This window comes from Salinicola sp. V024 (assembly GCF_052645315.1).
This window is the reverse complement of sequence record NZ_JBQXYB010000016.1, coordinates 32,214-56,299: the sequence shown is the minus strand read 5'-3', so window position 1 is coordinate 56,299 and position 24,086 is coordinate 32,214. Positions and strand designations below refer to the sequence as shown.

Sequence of the window (24,086 nt, the reverse complement as noted above, 5' to 3'; positions counted from 1 at the left end):
GATCTCTCTCATGCCAGAGGCTCTTCCGCGATGGCTGATGCCAATGCCTTTTCTGTTTCACTTTCTGTTCTTTCTGTACCTTCTGTTCGTTCTGTTTCACCCGCGGTCTTGTCGATAAACGTTCGGACGACATCGCCATGATGCGCCGTCTCGAGTCTCTGGCATTCCATCTCTCCGCCACCGAATGTCCGGTCGAAGGCGAGGGCAGTGGGGTAGTCATGGCGAGTTCGGAGCCGCTGAGCATGTGCGGCGGGGTGGAGCGGCAGGGCGCGGTGATCGATCGCCAGCACCCGCTGTCTGGCGAATGTGTCGCCGGGCGGGCGCTGGTCATCCCCCATGGAGGCGGGACTGCCGGCAGCGTGATGCTGTTGGAGGCGATTCATGCCGGACAGGCGCCGGCGTTGATCGTGCTCGATCGGATCGACGAGGTCAGCGTTCTGGCGGCCATCGTCGCCGAAGAGGCACTGTCACTGACGGTACCGGTCATCGTGCTGGACCCCGCGCGCTTTGCCCTGGCGCAGTCGGCGCATCTCATCACCCTCCATCGTGGCCGGCAGCTGGTGATCAGCGGCCCGCGTCTGGCGGGCCTGGCCAGCGTGACGGCCGGTGGGGCGCTCGGGCACGAGCCAGCGCCAACGACGGCGGCGAATGACGGCTTTGCCCTGTCGCCGGCGGATCGGCGCTGTCTTGCCGGTGACGCAGGCCCGGCAGCCCAGATCGCCATGCGCATCGTGGTGCGACTGGCGCGACTGCAGGGCGCAGTCGAACTGCTCGATGTGACTCGCGTACACATCGATGGCTGCCTATACACGGGGGCGGCTGGACTGGTCTTTGCCGAGCGTCTGGTCGAGTGGGGCGGGCATGTCTGCGTGCCGACGGCTGTCGAGACGCGCCTCGACACGACCGTTCCGTCAGTGGAAACGACCGGCGACTCGCTGGCTGCGTCGACGGAGGCGACGGAACGACTCATCGAGCTTTGCCGGAAGCTCGGTGCATCGCCCGTTGCCAGCGCAGAGACGGTGCTGGAGCGCACGCCTTTGCCATGGCCGCTCGCACTATGTGTCGCGTTGACCGGGCGGGCGCCGGCGCCATTCGTCCACTGATCCCGCCACGTTCCCTATAGCCATGTTCTCCATAGCCATGTTCTCCACGGCCATGTTCTGAACAGCCATGCTCTCCACAGCCACGTTCTCGTCGCTCAGCGGCTGGCGCTCCATTGGGCGGCGATCGCGTTGAGCTGTTCCGCCAGCGTTTCCGGCATCTCCATCGGCAGTAGATGGCCGTAGCCGGGGAACACCTCGAGCTTGCCCTGGGGCAGGTGCGGCATCACTTCCGCGCGCTGAGTGTCGGGAGGCAGCGATGGATCCTTGTCGCCGACCAGCACCCAGGCCGGGTAGGGGAGTTTGCCGACGGCCTCGCGCCAATCCTCGGCGTAGGTCGTCGTCGGCCAGGCGCGCCACGCCGCCGGGTTGGCGTTGATCGCGTCCTCCACCGCCTGCTGGTAAAGCGTGGGAGCGAGCGAGACTTCGCTGGCGCCGTCGATGAACTGACGAGCCTGGGCTTCGCTGAAATCGAAGTCGAGCTGGAATCGATGCTCCTCGTCGCCGATCGACTGCGGCCCCGGCGGCGAGGGTGCGATCAGGACCAGCGCGCGCAGCCACGCCGGCCGATCGGCGGCGACGGTCATGGCGATGCGACCGGAAAACGAGTGTCCGACCAGGATGACGTTGTCGAGTCCGGCGGCTTCGATGCACTGCTCGACATGTCGGGTCATCGAGGCGACGTCGAATCCCGCCACTTCGCTGGCGCGGCCGAATCCCGGCATGTCCAGCGTGACGACCCGGTATCGCTCGTCGAGAAGCGGCAGGACCGCTTCCCACTCATGATGGGAACTGCCGAAAAAGTGCATCAGCACCAGCGTCGGGTCTCCCTGACCGCTATCACTGGCTATCGTCATCGAGGCTCTCCTTGAGGATCTGACTGAGACGTCGAAACATTCGACGAACTGCTCACAGCGTAGCGGGATCTGGACCGCTGTCAGGCTTTGGCGCCATTCGAAACGACGACCGGTCGCGGCGTTCAGTAGAAGAGATGCCAGACGAGGGGCAGCACGACGGCGGTGAAGGCGCCGGTCAGGCTCATGCCCAGGGAGGCGAAAGCGCCGGCGACGCTATTGATCTCGAAGGCGCGGACCGTGCCCAGGGCATGGCCGTTGATGCCCAGCGCCAGGCCGATCAGTCTCGGGTCGCGAATCTGCAGAATCCGGCTCAACCACTCCACGCCAAAAATGGCCGTCACGCCCGTGGTCAGTAGCGCACCCATCAGTAGTGCCCTGGAGCCGCCGAGTTCTTCGGCCAGGCTCAACGCGATGGGGGAAGTCACCGATTTCGGCGCCAGCGAGGCGAGCACGTTCTCCGGCGCTCCCATGACGGCGGCGATGATCACCGCGTAGCAGGCGGCCAGCGTCGCCGACAGCGGCAGCGTCATTAGGATCGGCTTCCACAGGGCGCGAATCTGCGGCAACTGCTGATAGAGCGGCACGGCCAGCGCGACGGTGGCAGGCCCCAGCAGCAGCATCAGCCAGCTAGCCCCCCGGTTGTAGTCCTCCACGCCGATCGGCAACAGGGCGATGACCACGGCAATCATGATCGCCGCGATCAGCATCGGCGGGCACCAGCTGGGCCTGCGCATCAGCTTGAACAGGCGAATGCCGATGATATAGGCGCCAAGGGTGAGCGTGATGGCGGCGATGGGCGACTCGAACCACTGCTGCGGTAGCTGGGCAAGTCGTCCGAGCCAGTCACTCATGGTCGGCGCTCCTCAAGTCGCTCTCGGCGGTACTCTGGGGCAGGTAGCGACGCATCAGCAGTAGACTCGACAACACGCTGAGCAGCGTGCCGACGATCAACGCGGTGAGAATTGCGGTCCATTGATCGGCAAATTGATCGGCGACAAAGAATATCTCGACGACACCGGGCATGATCAGTAGCGCCAGCATGGCGATCAGCGGCTGACTGATTCGAACGACGTCCGCATTCATCCCGCCGCGGTAGCCGAACCATAGCGTCAGCAGCAGCATGCCGATCACGCCGCTGGGCATGGGGATATAAAACAGCCGCACGAGGGCCTGGCCCAGCATCAGAAAGACGAGCAGCCACAGGAAACCACGCAGAACGGACATCGCAGAAATCTCGGATCGCTGAAAGACGAGCATCATACCAAATGCGTCGTGCGGTTCTGGACGACATCTGCCCATGACGGGCGCTCAACACTTTCCCATGACGATTTTCAGCCGATGCCCGGATACGAAACGTGACAATCTAGCAAAGCCCCGCCAGGGCGTCCGGCGACGGGAACAGGCAGTGCAGAAATGGTGCATGGGCGTGAACTGCGACGCATTGTCGCTTATTCTTGGCGCAGATATGGCCGCTGATCGAGGATTGCTGCGAGAGCGGAGGCCTGAAGCCGAGCGACGCGGCATGAAACGGCAGCGGATTTTGTTCGATAAATTTGTGCGATGAACTTGTTCAATGGATTTGTTCGATGGATTTGTGCAACGGACAAGCGCGTGGTCGGATCGGGTGGGCTGGTGATGCCTGAGGCTGATGCCAGCCTCTCGTGACGATACGCGGTAAAGCGACGCCAGGGCAGCCATTACCGGTTTGCCCTCTTTGGTAGAACGGGTAACCATCGCTGGTGGGCGGGAAGCGGTCGAGGTCGAGCCCCGCATGCCCCATCTTGAGTACAGAGGAAAAGCAACATGACCGATATCGCCAAGCTGCTGGGCAAGGAAGCGGAAAGCCTTCTCGGCTATACCTGCACGGGTTTCAAGAAAGAGGACCTGTACCTGCCGGGACCCGACTTCGTCGATCGTGTGTTCTCCGACAACGATCGCAGCCCGCACGTGATGCGTAACCTGCAGACCCTGTTCAATACCGGTCGTCTCGGTGGCACCGGCTATCTCAGCATCCTGCCGGTCGATCAGGGGATCGAGCACTCGGCCGGGGCCTCTTTTGCGCCCAATCCGATGTATTTCGATCCCAAGAACATCGTCGAGCTGGCGCTGCAGGGCGGTTGCAACTGCGTCTGTTCGACCCTGGGCGTGCTGTCGTCCGTGGCGCGGCGCTATGCCCACAAGATCCCGATGATGCTCAAGCTCAATCACAACGAGAGCCTGACGTTGCCGGCGATGTACGAACAGACGATGTTCGCGCAGATCGAGCAGGCCCATAACATGGGCTGCATCGCGGTCGGTGCCACCATCTATTTCGGCTCAGAAGATAGCCGCCGGCAGATTCAGGAAGTCAGCGAAGCCTTCGAGCGCGCGCACGAGCTGGGCATGGTCACGGTGCTGTGGTCGTATCTGCGCAATCCGGAGTTCAAGAAGGACGGCACCGACTATCACGTCTCCTCCGACCTCACCAGCCAGGCGGTGCACCTGGCGGCGACCATCAAGGCGGATATCGTCAAGCAGAAGCTGCCGGAGAACAACGGCGGCTACAAGGCGATCGGTTTCGGCCATACCCACGACAAGGTCTACAGCGAACTGACCAGCGATCATCCGATCGATCTGGCCCGCTATCAGGTGGCCAACTCGTTCATGGGGCGCGCCGGGCTGATCAACTCCGGTGGCGGCGCCAAGGGCCATTCCGATCTGGGCGAGGCGGTGCGTACGGCGGTCATCAACAAGCGCGCTGGTGGCATGGGGCTGATTTCGGGGCGCAAGGCGTTCCAGAAGCCGCTGAAGGAAGGTATCGAACTGCTCAACGCGGTTCAGGACGTCTATCTCTCCAAGGACGTGACGATCGCTTGATCGTGACCGTCCGACGTTAGACGTTGGTTGTCAGTCGCAAGAGCCCGGCCTTGGCCGGGCTTTTTTTCGCCTCGATATCAGGTAGTTGCTAAAGCTCGTTGGATGCAACTTTGGTCGGGCGACTTAAGTTGAATTGTCTGACAAAGTCGCTTTCTCTACCTTGCAAGACGTGTTCGATGATAACGCTATCATCTAGATCTTACGGACTGTCATCGAGATCTTGCGAACGGTCATTTGGATCTTGCGGACTGTCATTTAAATCTTGCGGAAGAGCGGAGCAGTGGTTCGTGCTCCGGCCGTGAGACAACGGTATGAGGGAGACGCATCATGAAAGCGATTCTGAGCAAGACCTGCCTGGCCGTGCTGGCTACCGCCGCCATCGGCGTATCGGCCTCCGCCCAGGCCGCCGACGACTGCCCGATTCCGGGCAACCTGCGGGTGGTGATCGGTTCGACGTCGACCGGCGGGGATACCTATCAGGCCTCCAGCATGGTGGTCGACAAGCTAGCCGACCAGCTCGATATCAACGCCAAGGTCGACGCCGTCGGCGTCATGCCCGGCTTCCAGGCGTTGGAGCGTAGTCGCCACGGCAACACGATCATGATCTTTCACGATGGCGCCTACCTGGGCAACCTCTACGGCGTGAACGGCTATCCGAACATCTTCGACAAGTTCGTCGTGGGGCCGACGGTGGCGATCAATCCGGGTAATGCCTACCTGGTACCCAAGAATTCACCCTATCAGTCGATGAGCGACATCATCGAAGCGGCGGGTGAAGGCAAGAAAGTGAAGGTCGCCATCCAGCCGGGCGGCGTGTCCGAGATCGGCCTGACGGCAATGAAGAACGCTGTGCGCGCGAAGTATCCGGGCAAGGAGAGCAACCTCGTTGCGGTCAACACCGGCTCTCAGGCCGACAAGAACCAGCTGCTGTTCGACGGTGCGGTGGATGTGATCAACGGCTCGGTCCAGGCCAACGAGCAGTACACCCAGCTGCCCGAGGACGACCAGAAAGCCATGCGCTTCGTCTGGATCACGGCGCGGGAAAAGACCATCGCCGAGACCAACGAAGAAGGCATGGGTGGCACCACGCGGGAGCAGTTGCTGCAGTACGTGACGCCGAAGTCCAGCGTGCCGATGAGTGAAGACGAGGACTTCACTTTCGATAAGGAATTTTTCCTTCTCTACAACAAGGATATGGACCCCGCTGCCATCAAGTGCATCGATAATGCGCTCGCTGAGGTCTACAAGGACGACGAGTTCAAGGATCAGCTGAAACGTTCGTTCTTCGTGCCTGATTACAAGCCTTCCGAAGAAGCCGCTAGCTACCTGAAAGAGAAGAACGACGAGTACAAGACCATCATCAGCAATCTGAAAGGCTGATCCTGCCGCGTGCCGGTCGACCAGGGTCGTCGACCGGCACGACTTCGTTTCCACCACTGAGACTGCCGGCGATGACCCGGCGCAGGAGCCGCTTTCCATGGAAAGCCAATGGCTGTCGATGCTCGATGTGACTATCGACTTCGACCAATCGCATCTCTTTTTCCCCCGTATCATCACCTGGATCCTGGTCATCCTGCTGGCGATGATCGTGGTCACCCGCTATCGCTTGCTGGTACCGGGGCTCAAGCGCGCGGGCCGCGTACTGGCCGGGCGCGAGGGCGAGTTCGATCACAAACGTTTCTTCGGCACGCTGGCCCTGACGGCGGCCTACTTCTATCTGATGAGCGTGCTGAGCGACGTGTTTCCCAACACCGGCTACAGCTTCCTGATCATGTCGGTGGCGTTCGTGTTTCTGTTGTCGCTGCTGTACGTCGATCATCTGACGCAGCGCCTGTTCGTCATTCTCGTGCTGAACGCGCTGATTGCGCCGACGCTGGCGTGGTACGTGCTGGCGCAGCTGTTCCGCATCACCTTGCCCTGATTTCTTAGCCCTGTCCGTCGGAGACTCGTCTCATGGATATCCTGTCTCATCTCACGCCGATGTTCTTCGGGCTGATCGCCGCGGGAACGTTGATCGGCATCATTTTTGGCGCGATCCCCGGCATGACCGCCACCATGGCGGTGGCCGTGTGTCTGCCACTGACCTACGCCTTCGGGCTCCAGAACGGCATCGCGCTGCTGCTGGGGCTCTACGTCGGCGGTATCTCGGGCGGCATGGTGCCCGCGGTACTGATCAACATTCCCGGTACGCCATCGTCGATCACCACCACGTTCGACGGCTACCCGATGGCCAGGCGCGGCGAAGGCGAGCGCGCGCTCAAGATCGGTATCGTCGCCTCGGTCTTCGGCGGGCTGTTCAGCGCCGCGGTACTGTTCTTCTTCGCCCCGGTGCTGGCGGACTTCGCGATCAAGTTCTCCTATGTCGAGAAGTTCCTGATCATCCTGCTGGCGTTGACGGTCATTGCTTCACTCTGCTCCAACATGCTGATGGGGATCTTCAGCGGCGTGCTGGGCGTCTGGTTGAGCCTGATCGGCACCTACTCGATTACCGAGGGCGGTAATGGCGAGCCGCGGTTGATGTTCGATTTCATGCAGTACTACCTGATCGATGGGTTCTCGCTGCTGCCGGTACTGATCGGCATCTTCGGTCTGACCACCGTGCTGCTGGATGCCGAGAAAGGGTTCAAGGACGAGACCGGCCAGGGGCCGATATCGCTCAAGGGCGGCGCCAAGTTCAAGTTCAGCGTGTTCAAGGGCCAACTGACCAACCTGGTGCGCTCCTCGAGCATCGGTACCTTCATCGGAATTCTGCCGGGGGTCGGCGGTAGCGCCGCTTCGGTGCTGGCTTACAGCCAGGAGAAGAACTTCTCGCGGGACTCTTCCCAGATGGGCAAGGGCGCGCCGCAGGGGATCGTCTCTTCGGAATCGTCCAACAACGCGTTGACCGGTGGCGCACTGGTGCCATTGCTTTCGCTGGGCATCCCGGGGGATTCCACCACCGCGATCCTGATCGGTGCCTTCACGCTGCAGGGTATTCAGGTCGGGCCGCTGTTCATCGGCAACAACATCGATACCTGGTATCTGATGATCATCGCGCTGCTGGCGGCCAACGTGATGATGTTCGGGATCATGTACTTCGCGATCCGCCATATCGCCAAGGTGATCGAGGTACCCAAGTACATCCTCTACCCGCTGATCATCATGATGTGTGTGGTGGGCGCTTACGCCATCAACTACGGGATCATGTTCGATGTCTGGACACTGCTGCTGTTCGGTATCTTCGGCTGGGTCGCTCACAAGATCGGGCTGGAGACGGTACCGCTGATCATCGGCTTCATTCTGGGCAAGTCGGCGGAGGTCTACTTCGTCAAGAGCATCGAGTCCTACGGCAATCTCTCGATCTTCTTCACCAAGAGCCCGATCGCGATGTTCCTGTGGGTGTTGATCGCGGTCTCCGTGGCATTCGCGATCTATCTGCGGGTGCGCAATCGCCGGCAGCCGACCGTCGAAAGCTGACGCTCCTGTCACGAAAAAGCGCCCATGTCATCGAGGATGGCATGGGCGCTTTGCGTCGGGACGATAGAGACTCAATCGGCGCTCAGTTTGCGCACCTGGTTGAGATTTTCCATCGTCGTCAGGCACGCCTCGGCGGCTTCGCGACCCTTGGTCAGGAAGTGCTGTTGGAAGAAGGTGGTGTGCGCTTCGTGTTCGTGGAAGTGATGCGGCGTCAGCACCGCGGAGAGCACCGGCACTTCCTGCTCGACCTGCAGCGCCATCAGCGCATCGATCACGGCGGTGGAAACGAAGTCATGACGGTAGATGCCGCCGTCGACGACGAATCCGGAGGCGACGATCGCGGCGTAACGACCGCTCTTGGCCAGCAGCTTGGCCTGCAGCGGAATCTCAAACACGCCGGGCACGGTGAAGGTATCGACCTGATCGACGGCAAAGCCGCGTTCGGCGACGGTTTCCAGAAAGGCGGTGTGGCAGTTACCGACGATATCTCCGTGCCAGTCGGCGCGGATGAAGGCGATGCGTTGCGACAGCGTCTGGGAGGAGAGCTGCGGCGGATAGGACTGATTCATGGTCGTTTCCTGAACGTTGGTTAACCAGAATCAGGGCTGCGGATCCGCTTGGGGTCGGAGCTGGCGGGTAACAGCGTCGATCAATGGTGAAACATCGATAGCGACGGATGAACCGGCCGGATCGTCATTAGGTTTTCAAATCCTAGCAAGGGGAACCGTTCTCTTTCATCCGGACTATCACCGTCGGCTTCGGAATCTCACCGAATCTGCTGACCTTGATGGCGACGCCATCAAGCGCTCGCGGGCTGAGATGCTGGCGTCTTTTCACGCCGCATCATTACCGCCGGTGGGGACTTTCACCCCGCCCTGAGAACCGACTGCGGCGAACCGCAATCCGCCGATAGTCTACGCCGTTCCTGGCTCCTGAGAAAGCCGGAGTCGGTGGCGCGTGTGGTATCGTTGGGCAGCCAAGCCGAGCCGAATTCGACCTTTTCAAACCGACTCGATCTTTTTCAAATCATGGAAGCGTGCATGAACGAGCGCAACGAGAACGCCGATATTGCCCTGATGACGGAAATTGCCACCCTCTATTACACCGAGGGGGAAACGCAGGAGGTCATCGCCAATCGGCTGGGGATCTCTCGGGTCAAGGCGGGGCGATTGCTCAAGCGCGCCCAGGCGGAGGGGATCGTCGATGTCAGGGTGCGTCAGCATCCCGCCGTCAGCGCGGAAATCGAACAGGCGCTCAAGCGACGTTTCGGGATCAAGCGCGCCTTGATCGCGCTCGATCACGCCGATTCCGATGGCCAGCGCGCCAACGTGGCGAGCCTGGTGGCCGATCATCTTTCCCGCCAGCTGAGCGAGGGGGCGATCGTCGCCGTCGGCATGGGCCGCAACGTGGGTGCGGTGGCGGACAACGTGTTCGAACAGGGTCAGCGTCAGTGCTCGTTCGTCTGCGCCATCGGCGGCTCGGTGCGGGCGGGGGAGTACATGAACCCCGACCACATCTGTCGCCGGCTGGCGATCAAGTTCGGCGGCGACAGCGAGACGCTCTACGCGCCGGCGCTGGTGCAGAACCTCGAGCTGCGCGACGCGATGTACGAAAACCCGACCATCCGCCAGACGCTGGACCGTGCCCGGCGCGCCGATCTCGCCCTGATCGGCATCGGCGATCTCAGCGAAAACAGCAACATGGTGCGGATGGGCTGGTTCACGCCCCAGGAGACGGCCGAGGCACGCCTCTCCGGCACGGTCGGCGACATGATGGGCTACGACTTCATCGACATCTACGGCCGCCCGTCGATGACGCCGATGCAGGGCCGCGTCATCGGCCTGACGATCACCGACCTGGCGCGGATTCCCGACGTCATCGCCATCGCCGCCGAGAATACCAAGGCGGCCGGCATTCTCGGTGCGCTGCGCACGGGTGTCATCGATACGCTGGCGACCAGCGTCACCAACGCTCACACCATTCTGCGTCTGGACGAAGCGACACGAATCGACGACAAGCCCGATTGAACGTTTTATGACCCCCGCAACGAAAAACGCCCGGCCATTCGATTCGAACAGGCCGGGCGCTTCGTTTCGAGCTTTCAGACGCTGAAAATTAACCCAGCAGCTTCTCGGCACGCGTGACGACGTTGTCGACGGTGAAGCCGAAGTGCTTGAACAGGTCGCCGGCCTTGCCGGATTCGCCGTAGGTCGTCATGCCGATGACATCGCCGTCGAGACCGACGTACTTGTACCAGGTCGACGGAATGGCCGCTTCCACCGCCAGACGCGAGCGGACCGCTTTGGGCAGCACGGACTCGCGATAGCTATCATCCTGCTCGTCGAAAGCGCTGGTGCACGGCATGGAAACCACGCGAACCTTCTTGCCCTTGCCTTCGAGTTCCTTGGCGGCGTCCATTGCCAGGCCCACTTCGGAACCGGTGGCGATCAGGATGAGTTCCGGCTTGCCGCCTTCGGCATCCTTCAACACGTAGCCACCGCGACGGATGTTCTTCAACTGAGCCTCGTCACGCGACTGTGCCGGCAGATCCTGACGCGAGAAGATCAGCGCGGTCGGACCTTTTTCACGCTTCAGACCCTCGACCCAGGCTGCCGTGGTTTCGGTGGCATCGCAGGGGCGCCAGGTGGCCAGGCCCGGCAGATTGCGCAGGTCGGCCAGCTGTTCGATCGGCTGGTGCGTGGGACCGTCTTCGCCCAGGCCGATGGAGTCGTGAGTGAAGACGTGGAGGATCCGGGTGTGCGACAGCGACGACATGCGCACGGCGTTGTGCATGTACTCCATGAACACCAGGAAGGTGGCGTCATAGGGAATGAAGCCGCCATGGGTGGCGATACCGTTGGCGATCGCGCCCATGCCGAATTCGCGCACGCCATAGTGCAGATAGCCGCCGTTGAAGTCGTCCTTGGTGATCGCCTTGGCGCCTTTCCACAGCGTCAGGTTGGACGGCGCCAGGTCGGCACTGCCGCCGAACAGTTCGGGCAGATCCGGCCCCAGTTCGTTGAGCACGCCCAGCGACGCCTTGCGGGAAGCGGTGGTCTCGGACTTTTCCTGCGCTGCCTTGATCAGGGCATCGCCGTCGAAGCTGGCCGGCAGCTCGCCGTTGTAGCGGCGCTTGAGCTCCTTGGCGAGTTCCGGATGGGCCTTCTCGTAGGCGGCCAGTTTCTCGTCGTACTCGGCTTCGCGCTTCTTGCCCTCGTCGCGCGCGTCCCACGCCTGGTAGTACTCGTCCGGGATCTCGAACGCCGGATATTCCCAGCCAAGCTGTTTGCGCGCGGCGGCGACTTCGTCTTCACCCAGCGCGGCACCGTGGCTCTCTTCCTTGCCGGCCTTGTTGGGCGAGCCGAAGCCGATCACGGTCTTGCAGATGATCAGCGAGGGCTTGTCGGTGACGCTCTTGGCTTCTTCGATGGCGGCACTGATCTGTTCGGCATCGTGGCCGTCGACATCGCGGATCACATGCCAGTGGTAGGCCTCGAAGCGCTTGCCGGTATCGTCGGTGAACCAGCCCTCGACTTCGCCGTCGATCGAGATGCCGTTGTCGTCGTAGAACACGACCAGGTTGCCGAGGCCAAGCGTACCGGCCAGCGAGCAGGCTTCGTGGCTGATGCCTTCCATCAGGCAGCCGTCGCCGGCGAATACCCAGACGCGGTGGTCGACGATCTCGTGACCGTCACGGTTGAACTGCGCGGCCAGCGTGCGCTCGGCGATGGCCATGCCGACACCGTTGGCGAGGCCCTGACCCAGCGGACCGGTGGTGGTCTCGATGCCGGGTGTGTAGCCGTGTTCCGGGTGACCGGGGGTCTTCGAACCCAGCTGACGGAAGTTCTCGAGCTCCTTCATCGGCAGGTCGTAACCGGTCAGATGGAGCAGCGAGTAGTGCAGCATCGAGCCGTGACCGTTGGAGAGAATGAAGCGGTCGCGATCTTCCCAGTCCGGATTGGCCGGGTTGTGCTTGAGATGATCGTTCCACAGCACTTCCGCGATATCCGCCATGCCCATCGGCATACCGGGATGGCCGGAGTTGGCCTTCTGTACGGCGTCCATGGAAAGCGCACGGATGGCGTTGGCTAGCTGGCGACGAGATGGCATTGGCTTTCGAATCCCCTAGATCTTGGATAAATAATGGCGCGAGACGCGATCTGGCTCTCAGTTTGACACGACTAGACTCTCAGTTTGACACGACTACCTAGTGTAGCGCGGCTGGTCGGCCTCATACCGCTGACCTGTTTTGCACGTCTGACAAGTGCCGCGCAGCTGAATGAACCAGTGCCGCGCAGCTGATTCAAGTGTAGCGCGACTGACTAGTTTGATGTGAGCAGCGCGGCTTCGTTCACGATGGTCTCGAAGGCCGCCGGATCGTGGGCAAATCGACCCAGAAACAAACCGTCGACCTGTCCTGCCAACCGGGTCAATAGACCGGAGCCCGCGCTGCCGCCATAGATCACCGTAGCAGATGAATGCCGGGACAGGTGTTCGCGCAAGCCCTGACAGACCGCTGCAATGTGGGCAAGTGATGCCGGCTCCGCCGCGCCGATCGCCCAGTGCGGTTCGTAGGCAATCACCAGTGGCTGCGAGCGCTGTGCCGGCGTCGCCAAGGACAGCGCCGAATCGATCTGTTCGCGACAGTCGGCAATGGCCTCGAACGGATCGCCATGATCGGCCTCGCCGATACACAGCACCGGAACCAAACCGTGTGCCAGTGCCACCTGGGTCTTGGCGGCGACGACGTGGGCATCTTCTCCGAACAGACGCCGCCGTTCGGCGTGGCCGATCTCGACATATCGACAGCCCATTTCGGCCAGCATGGCACCACTCACCTCTCCAGTATAAGCACCGTGCGGCGACTGATACAGGTTTTGGCCGCCGACGCCGATGGGCGTATCGGCAAAACACTCGAGCACCGGTGGCAGGGCAGGAAAGCTGGGCAGCACGAAAAGCGACACCCGGCCATCCTGGATGGCCGGGTGAGGGGCAACCTTGTCAGCGATCTGGCGACACCAACTGACTGTCTGGGCGTAGCCGAAATACATCTTGAAACTGATACCCAAGGTGATCGGGAGTTTGGCCATGACGTTCTCGGGATACTCGCTCTTGATTGACCACGAACCGGTGGTGACATCGCCCGGTTCGTGGCTATCCAGTTCGTGGCTGGACAGTTCGCGGTCAGACGGCTCGCGCCTGGCCGGTACGTTCAGCGCTGATCGATGACGGCCTGGACGGCAGCGACGATCAGCGAGAGCGATACCGCACCGGGGTCCGAGGTACCCAGACTCTTTTCCGCCAGTGGTCGAGCTCGTCCCAGCTTGGGCTTCAGATCGGCCGTGGCCTTGGCGGCATTGTCAGCCGCCTCGACGGCCTTGGCCCAGGCGGCCGGGAGTGTTTCTCCCTCGGCAACGGCGCGTTCGAGCGTTTCACTGAACGGTACCAGCGCATCGACCAGCGTCTTGTCGCCCAATTTGGCCTTGCCGAACGCCATGACGTCGTCCTTGGCCTTGGTGATGCCCTGCGCATAAAGCGCCGGTGTCGGCTCGTCGTCATCGCCGAGCGTCACGCTCAGCGCGTTGAGCATGACGCCCCAGATGGCGCCGGACGTGCCGCCCGCGCGATCCGACCACGCCTCTGCCGCCAAGCGTAGCAGCGTACCGGCGCCCGCGTTGCGACTGACGGCGTCCTCGGCTGCCAGTTCGGCCGCCACCACGCCGCGCTGCATGCCGATGCCGTGGTCGCCGTCGCCGGCGATGGCGTCCAGACGGCCGAGCTCTTCCACGTTCTGATCGATGATCTTGCGCGTCGCGCTCAAGGCGCTATACAGGCAGCGGGCCGCGGCGATCGATGACTCGCTCGCCGGCGGAATGGCGTCGGCGTCGGGAATATCGAGCTGGGATGTATCGATCGGCGGCGCCGCTTCGAGACTGCCCTTGCGATAGGCCGGGGCGTCCGCGGGGGCTTTCCACAGTCGCTCCAGTTCGTCGTCGAGCCAGAACAGCGTCAACGATGCGCCTGCCATGTCGAGACTGGTCACCAGCTCGCCGACCTCCGGCTCGACAATTTCGAGCCCCGCATCGCCAAGGAGTTGGTGAACCCGGCGATAGACCACGAACAGCTCTTCGTACTTGATCGAACCCAGACCGTTGAGCAGCACCGACACTCTGGCGCCCTTGGCACTGTCGATCCCCTCGGGGATCTCGTCGAGGAGATGCGAGACGAGCAGTTCCGCCAGGGCGTCGGCGGTGGGTACGTCCTGCTCGCTGATGCCCGGCTCGCCGTGAATGCCGAGGCCGACCGCCATCTTGCCCGATGGCACATGAAACAGGGCATCCTTCGCCCCCGGCAAGGTACAGCCATCGAACGCCACGCCCATCGAGCGCGTGCGGAAATTGGCGGCGCGCGAGATGCGCACGACCTCTTCGAGCGAATAACCCGCCTCCGCGGCCGCCGCCGCGATCTTGAACACGGTCAAGTCGCCGGCGATGCCGCGCCGCTTGTGAATTTCATCCTGACTGGCGCTGGAAACGTCGTCGATGACGGCGACGATCTCGCAGGGAATACCCTCGCGAATCAAGCGTTCCCGCGCCTGACCGAAATGCAGCACGTCACCGGCGTAATTGCCGAAGCTGAGCAGCACGCCGGCACCGTTATTGGCGGCCTTGCAGACGTTGTAGACCTGCTGCGCCGAGGGTGAGGCGAACAGGTTGCCCATGACCGCGCCGTGAGCCAGGCCTTGGCCTACCAGACCGGCGAAGGCGGGGTAGTGCCCCGAACCGCCGCCGATGACGACGGCAACGGTTCCCGGTTCGCTGCGAGTGCTGCGGATGACGCCCCCGGGGATCTGACAGACGCGCTGCGCATGCGCGGCGACGAATCCTTCGGTGGCTTCATCGACGAAATTCACAGGGTCGTTGTAAAGACGTGTCATGGCCGACGCTCCCGGCAACTGGGTGAATGCCAGGCTGAGCGGCTCAGGATCGTCCTGGCGCCACCGCCTGATGAAAATATGATCTTGTTGTGCGCATTTGGTTTTGCGCGGCGATAGCGATCATCATAGCGACGGCAATCCCACGCGATATGCGACTTTGGTGGACAAGTGAGCGGTGGGCTGGAGCGAATTCATTCACGGCGTCGGCCTGAATAGTGCCGTTCGGCGCTTTCCAAGAGCACGATTTTCTCTTTTGGAGTACTACTATTTGCTCATATGGATGCGTGTTGTTCATATGATCGTCGTGCCGCTATGATGTCCCATCGGCAATCGACGCCGTTGACGGCATGGGAGGGTGAGTAATGGCACAGAAATGGCGAGTGGCGCTGGGATGTGATGAAGCGGCCTATGAAATGAAGCAGGCAATGATCGAGCACGTCAGATCCCTGGGGCACGAGGTCGAGGACTTTGGAACTCATGACGCGAAGCCGGTGCTCTATCCGGATGTGGCGATCAAGGTCGCGGAAGCGATTGCGGCGGGTCACTACGATCGCGGCATTCTGATGTGCGGTACGGGCATCGGCGTGGCGATTTCCGCCAACAAGGTCCCGGGTATCCGCGCCGCACAGGCCCATGACACCTACTCGGCCGAGCGTGCGCGCAAGAGCAACGATGCCCAGATCGTCACCATGGGCGCTCGCGTCATCGGTATCGAGCTGGCCAAGACGATCGCCGAATCGTTCCTCAGCAGCGAATTCGAGCAGGGCGGTAGGTCACAGCCAAAGGTGGATCGAATCGAGGCCTACGAACGGGATCATCGCTGAGGAGGCTTTCCGCAGTCAGGGCGCCCGATGTGGCGCCTTTTTTTTGAAGTTGTTCATATGATCGATACCGGTTCTTTTTTGTACTGGATTGAATCCATTTTTATTTTGCCTAGATCAAATTTTGACCAATGACTTTAGTCTCATGTCTTTTTAGACCATAGAATAAATCACTGTTTTATATGATTAAAAAATAACTTTGGCTAAAGTCTTAGAAGGCGAGCTATTGATGTCATGGTCAAGATAAGGCTAAAAACATATGACCGAAGTTTGATCATGTGTTTTCCGGAGGCCCCATGAGCGAATCTACCGTTACATCCACGCAGCCGACTCCCGCTGGCGATATCCCCAGGACGATGAAGGCGGTGGTCGCCTATGCGCCCAACGATTATCGCTATGAGGAAGTGCCGGTTCCCGAGATCGATGACAAGGAAATTCTGATCAAGGTCGAGGGGTGTGGCATCTGCGCCGGTGACATCAAGTCCTACGATGGCGCGCCCAGCTTCTGGGGTGACGAGACCCAGCCGGCCTATATCAAGGCGCCGATGATCCCGGGGCACGAGTTCATCGGGCGGGTGGTCAAGGTCGGAGCTCAGGTTGAAGGCTATGCAGTTGGCGATCGCGTGATCTCCGAACAGATCGTGCCGTGCTGGAACTGTCGCTTCTGCGGTCGGGGTCAGTACTGGATGTGCGAAAAGCACGACCTGTACGGCTTCCAGAACAATGTCAACGGCGGTATGGCCGAGTACATGAAGTTCACCAAGGAGGCGATCAATTATCACGTCCCCGAGGAACTGCCGCTGGAGAAGGCGATCCTGATCGAGCCCTACGCCTGCTCGCTGCATGCGGTGCAGCGCGCCAGAATCGAGCTGGGCGATGTGGTGGTGCTTTCCGGCGCCGGTACGCTGGGGCTGGGCATGGTCGGTGCGGCCAAGAAATCGGGTGCCGAGAAATTGATCGTGCTGGACCTGTTCGACGATCGCCTGGAGTTGGCCAAGAAGTTCGGAGCCGATCTGACCCTCAACCCCAAGCGCGACGACGTGGTCTCGATCATCAAGGAGATGACCGACGGCTACGGCTGCGACGTCTATATCGAGGCGACCGGGCATCCCAAGTCGGTGGAGCAGGGGCTATCGATGATCCGCAAGCTGGGACGCTTCGTCGAGTTCAGCGTGTTCAAGGATCCGGTCAGCGTCGACTGGAGCATCATCTCCGACCGCAAGGAACTCGACGTGCTGGGATCGCACCTGGGTCCGTACTGCTACCCGCTGGTGATCGAGGGGATTCGCAACGGCGACTATCCCACCGACGGCGTGGTGACCCACAAGCTGCCGCTGGAGAAGTACGAGGAAGGGTTCGAGCTGATGAAGAGCGGTTCGAAGTCCTTGAAGATCGTGCTGATCCCTTGAGCCGACAGGTTTGCAAAAGAGGACGCTTTTCATGAGTGCAGCAGTTGCCAGTCGGCCAGCGGCGCCGAACAAGCTGAAGGGACGTCTGATCATCGGTGCCTGCGTGGTCGTAGTGCTGGCCGTAATGGCCTGGGATACCAAGGTGGTCGAGATCGGCTCGGAAGCGGCGCTCGAGGGTGGCTTCTCGGCGGACACCTACGGTGGCGAGCATTTCCCCGACATCCAGGCCAGCGTCGAGGAGCGTGCGGTCGAGGCCAGTGAGCTGGCGTCGGCCGTTCTCGATGACTCCACCGCGGCGGGGCAGAAATATGGCGTTGGCGAAGGTTTCGGACCGGTGGTGCCGGTCACGTTCACCGGCACTTTCGGCGAAGCTCGTTCCGGCATCTATCCGGTCAGCGTGGACGGCGTGTCAGACGACATCACCATTCGCGTGCAGACCGGCCCGGCGATCAACGGCACCGACCTGCGCGATGCTACCGGCGATATATCGTTCGGCGAGTTCACCAACCAGATCGAGTATCAGAATGCGGGCGCGTCGATCAACGATGCTATGAAACAGGCTGTACTGGCGGATGTGGACACGGCCAACCTCGACGGCAAGAGCGTCAGCGTGACCGGGGTGTTCAAGCTGATCAATCCCAAGAACTGGCTGGTGACACCCGTCAGTCTGGAGGTGGAATGATGCCTTCATCTCCCATCCAGCCCGCGCCTGTAAGCGAACCCGCCGACGACATCGTGCTGTCGGCGCGGGATGTCGCCAAGTCGTTCGGCAGCGTGCAGGCGCTCAAAACGGTCAACTTCGACGTCTACCGGGGTCAGGTGACCACGCTGTTCGGCGAAAATGGCGCCGGCAAGTCGACGTTGATGAAAATCCTCTCCGGCGTGATGCAGCCGACCTCCGGCGAGATTCTGCTGGAGGGCGAGCCGGTGCGCTTTTCCTCGACGACCGATGCGCAGCGCCTGGGGATCTCGATCATCCATCAGGAGCTGAGTCTGGCGCCCAATCTCAGCGTTCGTGACAACATCTTCATGGGGCGCGAGATCAAGGGGGCAATGGGCATCGACTATGCCGAGGAAGCCCGTCAGACCCGCGCCTTGATGGAAGAACTCGACGAGCCGATCGATCCGCTGACGCCAGTGGAGGATCTGCGCCTGGGCCAGCAGCAGATCGTCGAAATTGCCCGTGCGCTATCGGTGAATTCCCGCATCCTGATCATGGACGAGCCGACCTCGGCGCTGTCGGCGACCGAGGTAGAGGTCCTGTTTCGGGTGATTCGCGACCTCAAGAGCCGTGGGGTATCGATCGTCTATATCTCCCACCACCTGGAAGAGGCGCTGCTCATCACCGAGCACGCGGTGGTGCTGCGTGACGGCGTGATGACCGCCTATGCCAGACGGGCGGACATCGATCTGGAGTGGATCGTGCGCAACATGGTTGGCGAGAACTTCGATCTCGGCTCGCCGCCGACCGGTCATGCCCTGGGCGAGATAGCGCTGTCGCTCGACGACGTCAGCATCGCCGACACCGCCGTGCCGGATCGCTCGGTGGTCGATCATCTGTCGCTGGACGTCCGTGCCGGAGAGATCGTCTGCATTTACGGGTTGATGGGCGCCGGGCGAACCGAGCTGCTCGAGTGCGTCGCCGGTCGCGTGCCGCTGAGCGGCGGGCGAGTGGTGCTGGAAGGCGAGGACGTCTCGCACCTGAGCATCGCCGAGCGCATCGCCAAGGGGCTGGTGCTGGTGCCGGAAGATCGCCAGCGCGATGGCCTGGTGCAGACCATGTCGGTGGGCGAGAACCTGTCGCTGGCAAGCATCAAGGCGTTCACTCGCTGGCTGCTGACGTCGGGAAACCGCGAGCGCGGTGTGGTCGACGAGTCGATCGCCAACGTCCATATCAAGACCGACGGCCCCAGTGCCGAGATCGGCTCGCTCTCCGGTGGCAACCAGCAAAAGGTGGTCATCGGCAAGATGCTGGCGACGCATCCGCGCGTGGTGGTGCTCGATGAACCGAGTCGCGGCATCGACATTGGTGCCAAGGCCGAGGTGTTCAAGCTGCTGGCAGAAGGGGCGGCCAAAAAGGGGCTTGCGGTGGTCTTCTCTACTTCCGAAGTCGGCGAATGTCTGAGCATTGCCCACCGGATCGTGGTGATGAGTCGTGGGCGTATCGCCGCCGAATTCGGCGCCGACGCTTCCAAGGAACAGATCATGGCGGCCTCCGGCGAGGCGGTGGTCGCCTGAAAGAACACGTTAGCGCCTTTTCTCGAACGGAGTTTTGATATGTCCAAACACAGCCAAGCGGCAGAGCGCCAACGGGGTGGCTTCGATCTGGGGCGCCTGCTGCTCGAAGGGCGAGCCTTTTTCGCCCTGATCGCGATCATCATCATTTTCTCGTCGCTGTCGCCGGTCTATTTCTCGACCAGCAACTTCCTGACCATGTCCTCCCACGTGGCGATCTTCGGGCTGCTGTCGATCGGCATGCTGCTGGTCATTCTCACCGGCGGTATCGATCTGTCGGTGGGCTCGACGCTGGGGCTGTGCGGGGTGGTCGCGGGCTTTCTGATGCAGGGCGTGAGCTTCGACATGTTCGGCGTCACGCTCTATCCGCCGGTGTGGGTGGTGGTCATCCTGACCTGCGCGGTCGGCGCGTTCATTGGCGCCATCAACGGGGTGCTGATCGCCTACTTCAAGGTGCCAGCCTTCGTCGCGACGCTGGGGCTGCTTTATGTCGCTCGCGGCGTGGCGCTGCTGATGACCGACGGTTTGACCTACAACAACCTCGGCGGCAGCGCGGAGCTCGGCAATACCGGTTTCGACTGGTTGGGTTTCAATCGCCTGTTCGGCGTGCCGGTGGGGGTATTGATCCTGGCGGTAGTGGCGATCGTTGCGCTGCTGGCGCTATCCCGTACGCCTTTCGGGCGTTGGGTCTACTCCACCGGGGGTAACGCACGGGCGGCCGAACTCTCCGGTGTGCCGGTCAAGCGAGTGCAGGTCTCGGTCTACGTGCTCTCCGGCATCTGCGCGGCCATCGCCGGCCTGGTGCTGTCGTCCCAGCTGACTTCCGCCGGTCCGACCGCCGGCACCACCTACGAACTGACGGCCATTGCCGGCGTGGTCATCGGCGGCGCGGCGCTGACCGGCGGCCGCGGTAACGTGCGCGGCACGCTGCTCGGCGCTTTCGTGATCGGCTTTCTTTCCGACGGTCTCGTCATCATCGGCGTCTCTTCCTACTGGCAGACCGTGTTCACCGGTGCGGTGATCGTGCTGGCGGTTCTGCTCAACAGCATTCAGTACAGCGGGCGCAAGAAGCGCGTCGACAAGGTTTCCGAGCCGGGATCGCCGAATCCCGGGGCGCCCGCCAATCCTTCTTCTCCGTCCTCGAACGCCGACGCCGCACGCGTGACGAGCGAGGCGGAAAGTACCGCCGGCAAGCCGGCAACACAGCATTGATCGATGCGATTCCAATCAATGTGAGCCAGAGCAACACCAGCTATACAAACACAACCGCAACAGAAGGGTGATTCATCATGTTCAAGACAGGAAAACGCCTGCTGATCGCCGCCCTCGCCGTGAGTGCGCCACTACTCGCCGGCACTGCCATGGCGCAGGACAAGGGGCTGATCTCGATCATCGTCAACGACACCTCCAACCCTTACTGGTTCACGGAGGGCAAGATCGCCCGTGAAACCGCGGAAGAGTTGGGTTACGAGGCCAATGTCAGCGCCCATAAAGGGGACACCAATACCGAAAGCCGCCAGATCGATACCGCGATCACCAATCAGGCCAAGGCGATCATTCTCGATCCGGCCAACGCCGATGGATCCGTCGGGGCGGTGCGCAAGGCCGTCAACGCCGGCATTCCGGTGTTCCTGGTCAATGCCGAAATCAACGAACAGGGGCTGGCCAAGGCGCAGCTGGTTTCCAACAATGCCCAGGGCGCGGCAATGGGCGCGCAGCAGTGGGTCCAGACGGTCGGCGATTCGGCCAACTACGTCGAGCTGAAAGGTGCACCGTCGGACAACAACGCCGCGACGCGTTCCAACGGCTATGAAACCGTATTGAGCCAGTATCCGGATCTCAAGAAGGTCGGTGAGGATGTCGCCAACTGGGATCGGACTCAGGGCAACAACAAGATGCAGAGTCTGCTGCAGGCGCACCCGGATATCCAGGGCGTGATGAGCGGCAACGACGAGATGGCACTGGGCGCGATCTCCGCCCTCAAGGAAGCCGGCAAGCTGGATGGTATCGTCGTCGGCGGCTTCGACGGCTCGCCCGATGCGGTCGATGCGATCAAGGCCGGCGAACTGGCGTATACCGTGCTGCAGCCGGTGGCGATCTTCTCCGAAGACGCCGTGCGCATGGCTGACAAGTTCATCAACACCGGAGAAACCGGGATCGACGGCGAGAAGAAGCTCTATGATTGCCTGCTGATCACCCCGGACAATGTCGACAAGTACACGTCGCCGTTCGTGCTGGAGCAGTGATGCTCTGCTGAACAGGTCAGGTTCTGTTGAGACGACATCGCCGCGGGCCTCTGGCTCGCGGCGATTCCGTTCGTGGGCTTCGCTACAAAATCCTGATCAAGCGGTAGCGGATGCCGGCGTCGTCCAGCTCGCGGCGATGCTCGGCGGCTAGGCCTTCATCGATCAACACCAGGTCGAATTCCACAAGATCGGCCAGTCGGTGCAGCGCGCTGCGGCCGAACTTGGCGCTATGCACCAGCAGGATTCGGCGTTCGGCGGCCGCCATCTGGGCGTGCTTGATCTGGGTCACGGCAGGATCCTGCACATAGGCGGTGGTACCCAGGATCGCCGAGGCAGACAGGATCGCGACATTGGCGCGCAGATTGGCGAGGGTCTGCTCGCAGAGCAGGCCGAAGGTCGCGTTGAAGCGCGGTTGATAGTCGCCGCCTAGCGTTATCAGCTTGATGCCGCTGGAGTATTTGAGCCGATCGATGCTTTCCAGCCCATTGGCAATGACGGTGAGCGGCTCGAGTGCTGGTAGCAGCGAGGCCAGCTCGCTGGCGGTAGTGGAGTCATCGAGCATCACCGCTTCGCCCGGCGCGATCTCCTCCAGCGCCGCGCGCGCCAGCGCCTGCTTTTCTCGAGTGGCGATGTGCGAGCGCAACGCGAAATTGCTCTCGAATACGCTGGAAGAGCGAGTGGTGACGCCGCCGTGCTGTTTGTTGACCATGCCCTGTTCGGAAAGCGCATCGAGGTCTCGGTGCACCGTCATGCGGCTGACGGCGAAGCGCGCGGCCAGCTCGTCGACCTGGGCCGAGCCGGCCTGAATGATGTAATCCAGCATCGCCTGGCGACGTGCTGTTGCGCCCCTCGTCGTGGGTCGAGGCGGCACGGTTTCGAGCGAGGTCATGACCCTCCCGTCGTCAGCACGACCTTGATCGAATCACGCTGGGCGGCGATCTCGAAGCCGCGTTCGAAATCGGCCAGCGGCACGTGATGGGTGACGATGCCGCGTGTCGTCACCAGCCCGCGGGCCAGCAGGTCGATCGCCACCGGGTAGGTGTGCGGCGACAGGTGAGAGCCACGGATATCCAGCTCCTTGCGGTCGCCGATCGTCGACCAGTCGACGCTGGTGGGCTCCTTGAATACGCTGAATTCGACGAAACGGCCCAGCTTGCGCAGCGATTCCAGGCCCTGGATCACCCCGCTCGACGAGCCGGTGGCGTCGATATAGACCTCGCAGCCGTAGCCGCCGGTCAAGACGCGTATCTCCCCGGCGATATCGTCGCGATGGGGGTTGAAGCCATGATCGGCGCCATAGTCGCGAGCCAGTGCCAGACGCTCGTCATGGGTGTCGACCAGGATCAGCTGTCTGGGGGTCTTGAGTCTGGCGAGCTGCACCATCGCCAGGCCGATCGGTCCGCCGCCGGCGATCACCACGGTGTCGTCGAACTGGATGTCGGCGCGATTGATGGCATGAATGCCGCAGGCCAGCGGCTCGAGAAAGGCGGCGTCCTCGAGGCTCAGGCGCGGGTCCACCCGATGCAGCACCGCGTTGGCCGGCACGCGCAGGTATTCCGCCATGCCGCCGTTGGCGACGCCGCCCTGAAAGCCGAAGATGTTGTGCACCTCGCACATCCAGTAGTGGCCGCGCTGGCAATAAAAGCACTGTCGACAGGGCAGAATCTGCTCCGGCACCACGCGCATGCCCAGCTCGACGTTGAAGTGTTCGGCGGCGCCTTCGCCGAGGGCGACCACCTCGCCGGCGAACTCGTGGCCGACGATCATCGGCGGCTTGACGAAAGGCGTGAAGCGATCGCCGTCACCCCAGTACATCGCGGCGCCGTCGCGACATTTGAGATCGCTCGAGCAGATGCCGCAGGCCTGAATCCTGAGCACCAGCTCGTTAAGGCCGGGGCAAGGCGTCGGCACGCGCTCGAGGCGATAGTCGCCGGGTCCGCGGCAGACCACGGCCTGCATGTCCTTGGGTAGAGAAAGGTGAGAGTCGGGCATCGGGCGTGCTCCGGTGATGTCGAGGGCGTAAATGATCCCTTCAGACATAACATCAAAAAGTGACGATTCGCCGTATGACTTTGGTCGCGGCAGGTATCTGCTTTTAGTGATGCGTTTTTAGTTCATTGAAAGTGAAAGAATAGATTGGTATCTGCGCGATCTTTAACACCAACGTCT

The 24,086-nt window shown here is 61.8% G+C and carries 21 protein-coding genes and 1 riboswitch; of the genes, 12 read left to right on the top strand and 9 right to left on the bottom strand.

Annotation, left to right across the window (positions count from 1 at the left end; translation table 11 throughout):
- Nucleotides 1-137 precede the first annotated feature (137 nt).
- Nucleotides 138-1,103 (top strand): aconitase X, encoded by a 966-nt coding sequence (locus tag ACUN9V_RS17970; protein ID WP_445512364.1) that lies wholly within the window; start codon nt 138-140, stop codon nt 1,101-1,103.
- A 95-nt stretch (nt 1,104-1,198) separates the two neighbouring features.
- Here ACUN9V_RS17970 and ACUN9V_RS17965 read toward each other — a convergent pair whose 3' ends face one another.
- The 3 genes from ACUN9V_RS17965 to ACUN9V_RS17955 all read right to left on the bottom strand — a co-directional run bounded on the left by ACUN9V_RS17965 (nt 1,199) and on the right by ACUN9V_RS17955 (nt 3,181).
- Entirely contained in the window at nt 1,199-1,957 is a 759-nt protein-coding gene (locus tag ACUN9V_RS17965) for an alpha/beta fold hydrolase (protein ID WP_445512363.1), read from the bottom strand.
- 122 nt (nt 1,958-2,079) lie between these two features.
- Nucleotides 2,080-2,808: an LrgB family protein gene (locus ACUN9V_RS17960; protein WP_445512362.1), complete on the bottom strand. Its 729-nt coding sequence runs from the start codon at nt 2,806-2,808 to the stop codon at nt 2,080-2,082.
- Nucleotides 2,801-3,181 carry a CidA/LrgA family protein gene (locus ACUN9V_RS17955; RefSeq protein WP_445512361.1) on the bottom strand — a complete coding sequence of 127 codons (381 nt, stop codon included), beginning with the start codon at nt 3,179-3,181 and terminating at the stop codon, nt 2,801-2,803. Before ACUN9V_RS17955 ends, ACUN9V_RS17960 begins: the two co-directional genes overlap by 8 nt.
- Before the next feature lie 579 nt (nt 3,182-3,760).
- Between ACUN9V_RS17955 and ACUN9V_RS17950 the strand changes: the two genes are divergently transcribed.
- The 4 genes from ACUN9V_RS17950 (at nt 3,761) to ACUN9V_RS17935 (ending at nt 8,269) form a co-directional block, all read left to right on the top strand.
- Nucleotides 3,761-4,813, top strand: coding sequence for a class I fructose-bisphosphate aldolase (locus tag ACUN9V_RS17950; RefSeq protein WP_445512360.1), 1,053 nt, complete (start codon nt 3,761-3,763; stop codon nt 4,811-4,813).
- Nucleotides 4,814-5,140: 327 nt separating this feature from the next.
- Nucleotides 5,141-6,193: an ABC transporter substrate-binding protein gene (locus ACUN9V_RS17945; protein ID WP_445512359.1), complete on the top strand. Its 1,053-nt coding sequence runs from the start codon at nt 5,141-5,143 to the stop codon at nt 6,191-6,193.
- Nucleotides 6,194-6,290: 97 nt separating this feature from the next.
- Nucleotides 6,291-6,734: a tripartite tricarboxylate transporter TctB family protein gene (locus ACUN9V_RS17940; RefSeq protein ID WP_445512358.1), complete on the top strand. Its 444-nt coding sequence runs from the start codon at nt 6,291-6,293 to the stop codon at nt 6,732-6,734.
- Between the two features lie 32 nt (nt 6,735-6,766).
- A complete protein-coding gene (locus ACUN9V_RS17935; RefSeq protein ID WP_075560703.1) occupies nt 6,767-8,269 on the top strand; it encodes a tripartite tricarboxylate transporter permease in 1,503 nt (500 codons plus the stop codon).
- Between the two features lie 71 nt (nt 8,270-8,340).
- On the opposite strand, the gene ACUN9V_RS17930 is transcribed toward ACUN9V_RS17935, so the two are convergent.
- The gene (locus ACUN9V_RS17930; protein WP_445512357.1) at nt 8,341-8,838 is read right to left on the bottom strand and encodes a 6,7-dimethyl-8-ribityllumazine synthase; all 498 of its coding nucleotides are present in this window, start codon (nt 8,836-8,838) and stop codon (nt 8,341-8,343) included.
- Nucleotides 8,839-8,991: 153 nt separating this feature from the next.
- Nucleotides 8,992-9,156, bottom strand: a riboswitch (FMN riboswitch).
- A 153-nt stretch (nt 9,157-9,309) separates the two neighbouring features.
- On the opposite strand from ACUN9V_RS17930, the gene ACUN9V_RS17925 reads away from it, so the two are divergent.
- A complete protein-coding gene (locus tag ACUN9V_RS17925) occupies nt 9,310-10,296 on the top strand; it encodes a sugar-binding transcriptional regulator (RefSeq protein WP_439287006.1) in 987 nt (328 codons plus the stop codon).
- 88 nt (nt 10,297-10,384) lie between these two features.
- Here ACUN9V_RS17925 and tkt read toward each other — a convergent pair whose 3' ends face one another.
- From tkt to ACUN9V_RS17910, 3 genes are all read right to left on the bottom strand, one after another.
- Nucleotides 10,385-12,379: a transketolase gene (tkt, locus tag ACUN9V_RS17920; RefSeq protein WP_110692976.1), complete on the bottom strand. Its 1,995-nt coding sequence runs from the start codon at nt 12,377-12,379 to the stop codon at nt 10,385-10,387.
- 212 nt (nt 12,380-12,591) lie between these two features.
- Nucleotides 12,592-13,359: a triose-phosphate isomerase family protein gene (locus ACUN9V_RS17915; RefSeq protein ID WP_075560706.1), complete on the bottom strand. Its 768-nt coding sequence runs from the start codon at nt 13,357-13,359 to the stop codon at nt 12,592-12,594.
- Nucleotides 13,360-13,481: 122 nt separating this feature from the next.
- Nucleotides 13,482-15,206: a dihydroxyacetone kinase family protein gene (locus ACUN9V_RS17910; RefSeq protein ID WP_445512356.1), complete on the bottom strand. Its 1,725-nt coding sequence runs from the start codon at nt 15,204-15,206 to the stop codon at nt 13,482-13,484.
- A 362-nt stretch (nt 15,207-15,568) separates the two neighbouring features.
- Between ACUN9V_RS17910 and rpiB the strand changes: the two genes are divergently transcribed.
- From rpiB to ACUN9V_RS17880, 6 genes are all read left to right on the top strand, one after another.
- Nucleotides 15,569-16,030 (top strand): ribose 5-phosphate isomerase B, encoded by a 462-nt coding sequence (gene rpiB, locus ACUN9V_RS17905; RefSeq protein WP_445512355.1) that lies wholly within the window; start codon nt 15,569-15,571, stop codon nt 16,028-16,030.
- A gap of 293 nt (nt 16,031-16,323) precedes the next feature.
- Entirely contained in the window at nt 16,324-17,436 is a 1,113-nt protein-coding gene (locus ACUN9V_RS17900; protein ID WP_439286999.1) for an MDR/zinc-dependent alcohol dehydrogenase-like family protein, read from the top strand.
- Between the two features lie 31 nt (nt 17,437-17,467).
- Nucleotides 17,468-18,118: a DUF2291 family protein gene (locus ACUN9V_RS17895; protein WP_445512354.1), complete on the top strand. Its 651-nt coding sequence runs from the start codon at nt 17,468-17,470 to the stop codon at nt 18,116-18,118.
- Entirely contained in the window at nt 18,118-19,674 is a 1,557-nt protein-coding gene (locus ACUN9V_RS17890; protein WP_075560756.1) for a sugar ABC transporter ATP-binding protein, read from the top strand. Before ACUN9V_RS17895 ends, ACUN9V_RS17890 begins: the two co-directional genes overlap by 1 nt.
- Nucleotides 19,675-19,713: 39 nt before the next feature.
- Nucleotides 19,714-20,883 carry an ABC transporter permease gene (locus ACUN9V_RS17885; RefSeq protein WP_075560711.1) on the top strand — a complete coding sequence of 390 codons (1,170 nt, stop codon included), beginning with the start codon at nt 19,714-19,716 and terminating at the stop codon, nt 20,881-20,883.
- A 77-nt stretch (nt 20,884-20,960) separates the two neighbouring features.
- Nucleotides 20,961-21,917, top strand: a complete 957-nt coding sequence (locus tag ACUN9V_RS17880; RefSeq protein ID WP_075560712.1) for a D-ribose ABC transporter substrate-binding protein — start codon at nt 20,961-20,963, stop codon at nt 21,915-21,917.
- An 82-nt stretch (nt 21,918-21,999) separates the two neighbouring features.
- Here the strand turns inward: ACUN9V_RS17880 and ACUN9V_RS17875 are convergent, their stop codons facing one another.
- Complete coding sequence (locus ACUN9V_RS17875) at nt 22,000-22,806, bottom strand: DeoR/GlpR family DNA-binding transcription regulator (protein WP_445512353.1); 807 nt, start codon at nt 22,804-22,806, stop codon at nt 22,000-22,002.
- Nucleotides 22,803-23,909, bottom strand: coding sequence for an alcohol dehydrogenase catalytic domain-containing protein (locus ACUN9V_RS17870; RefSeq protein WP_445512352.1), 1,107 nt, complete (start codon nt 23,907-23,909; stop codon nt 22,803-22,805). Before ACUN9V_RS17870 ends, ACUN9V_RS17875 begins: the two co-directional genes overlap by 4 nt.
- Nucleotides 23,910-24,086 lie beyond the last annotated feature (177 nt).

Coding starts and splice junctions, on each gene's coding strand:
- ACUN9V_RS17875 (WP_445512353.1), bottom strand. CDS start 22,806: ATGACCTCGCTCGAAACCGTGCCGCCTCGACCCACGACGAGGGGCGCA.
- ACUN9V_RS17915 (WP_075560706.1), bottom strand. CDS start 13,359: ATGGCCAAACTCCCGATCACCTTGGGTATCAGTTTCAAGATGTATTTC.
- ACUN9V_RS17925 (WP_439287006.1), top strand. CDS start 9,310: ATGAACGAGCGCAACGAGAACGCCGATATTGCCCTGATGACGGAAATT.
- ACUN9V_RS17870 (WP_445512352.1), bottom strand. CDS start 23,909: ATGCCCGACTCTCACCTTTCTCTACCCAAGGACATGCAGGCCGTGGTC.
- ACUN9V_RS17900 (WP_439286999.1), top strand. CDS start 16,324: ATGAGCGAATCTACCGTTACATCCACGCAGCCGACTCCCGCTGGCGAT.
- ACUN9V_RS17885 (WP_075560711.1), top strand. CDS start 19,714: ATGTCCAAACACAGCCAAGCGGCAGAGCGCCAACGGGGTGGCTTCGAT.
- rpiB (WP_445512355.1), top strand. CDS start 15,569: ATGGCACAGAAATGGCGAGTGGCGCTGGGATGTGATGAAGCGGCCTAT.
- ACUN9V_RS17910 (WP_445512356.1), bottom strand. CDS start 15,206: ATGACACGTCTTTACAACGACCCTGTGAATTTCGTCGATGAAGCCACC.
- ACUN9V_RS17950 (WP_445512360.1), top strand. CDS start 3,761: ATGACCGATATCGCCAAGCTGCTGGGCAAGGAAGCGGAAAGCCTTCTC.
- ACUN9V_RS17930 (WP_445512357.1), bottom strand. CDS start 8,838: ATGAATCAGTCCTATCCGCCGCAGCTCTCCTCCCAGACGCTGTCGCAA.
- ACUN9V_RS17970 (WP_445512364.1), top strand. CDS start 138: ATGATGCGCCGTCTCGAGTCTCTGGCATTCCATCTCTCCGCCACCGAA.
- ACUN9V_RS17945 (WP_445512359.1), top strand. CDS start 5,141: ATGAAAGCGATTCTGAGCAAGACCTGCCTGGCCGTGCTGGCTACCGCC.
- ACUN9V_RS17940 (WP_445512358.1), top strand. CDS start 6,291: ATGGAAAGCCAATGGCTGTCGATGCTCGATGTGACTATCGACTTCGAC.
- tkt (WP_110692976.1), bottom strand. CDS start 12,379: ATGCCATCTCGTCGCCAGCTAGCCAACGCCATCCGTGCGCTTTCCATG.
- ACUN9V_RS17960 (WP_445512362.1), bottom strand. CDS start 2,808: ATGAGTGACTGGCTCGGACGACTTGCCCAGCTACCGCAGCAGTGGTTC.
- ACUN9V_RS17955 (WP_445512361.1), bottom strand. CDS start 3,181: ATGTCCGTTCTGCGTGGTTTCCTGTGGCTGCTCGTCTTTCTGATGCTG.
- ACUN9V_RS17935 (WP_075560703.1), top strand. CDS start 6,767: ATGGATATCCTGTCTCATCTCACGCCGATGTTCTTCGGGCTGATCGCC.
- ACUN9V_RS17965 (WP_445512363.1), bottom strand. CDS start 1,957: ATGACGATAGCCAGTGATAGCGGTCAGGGAGACCCGACGCTGGTGCTG.
- ACUN9V_RS17890 (WP_075560756.1), top strand. CDS start 18,118: ATGCCTTCATCTCCCATCCAGCCCGCGCCTGTAAGCGAACCCGCCGAC.
- ACUN9V_RS17895 (WP_445512354.1), top strand. CDS start 17,468: ATGAGTGCAGCAGTTGCCAGTCGGCCAGCGGCGCCGAACAAGCTGAAG.
- ACUN9V_RS17880 (WP_075560712.1), top strand. CDS start 20,961: ATGTTCAAGACAGGAAAACGCCTGCTGATCGCCGCCCTCGCCGTGAGT.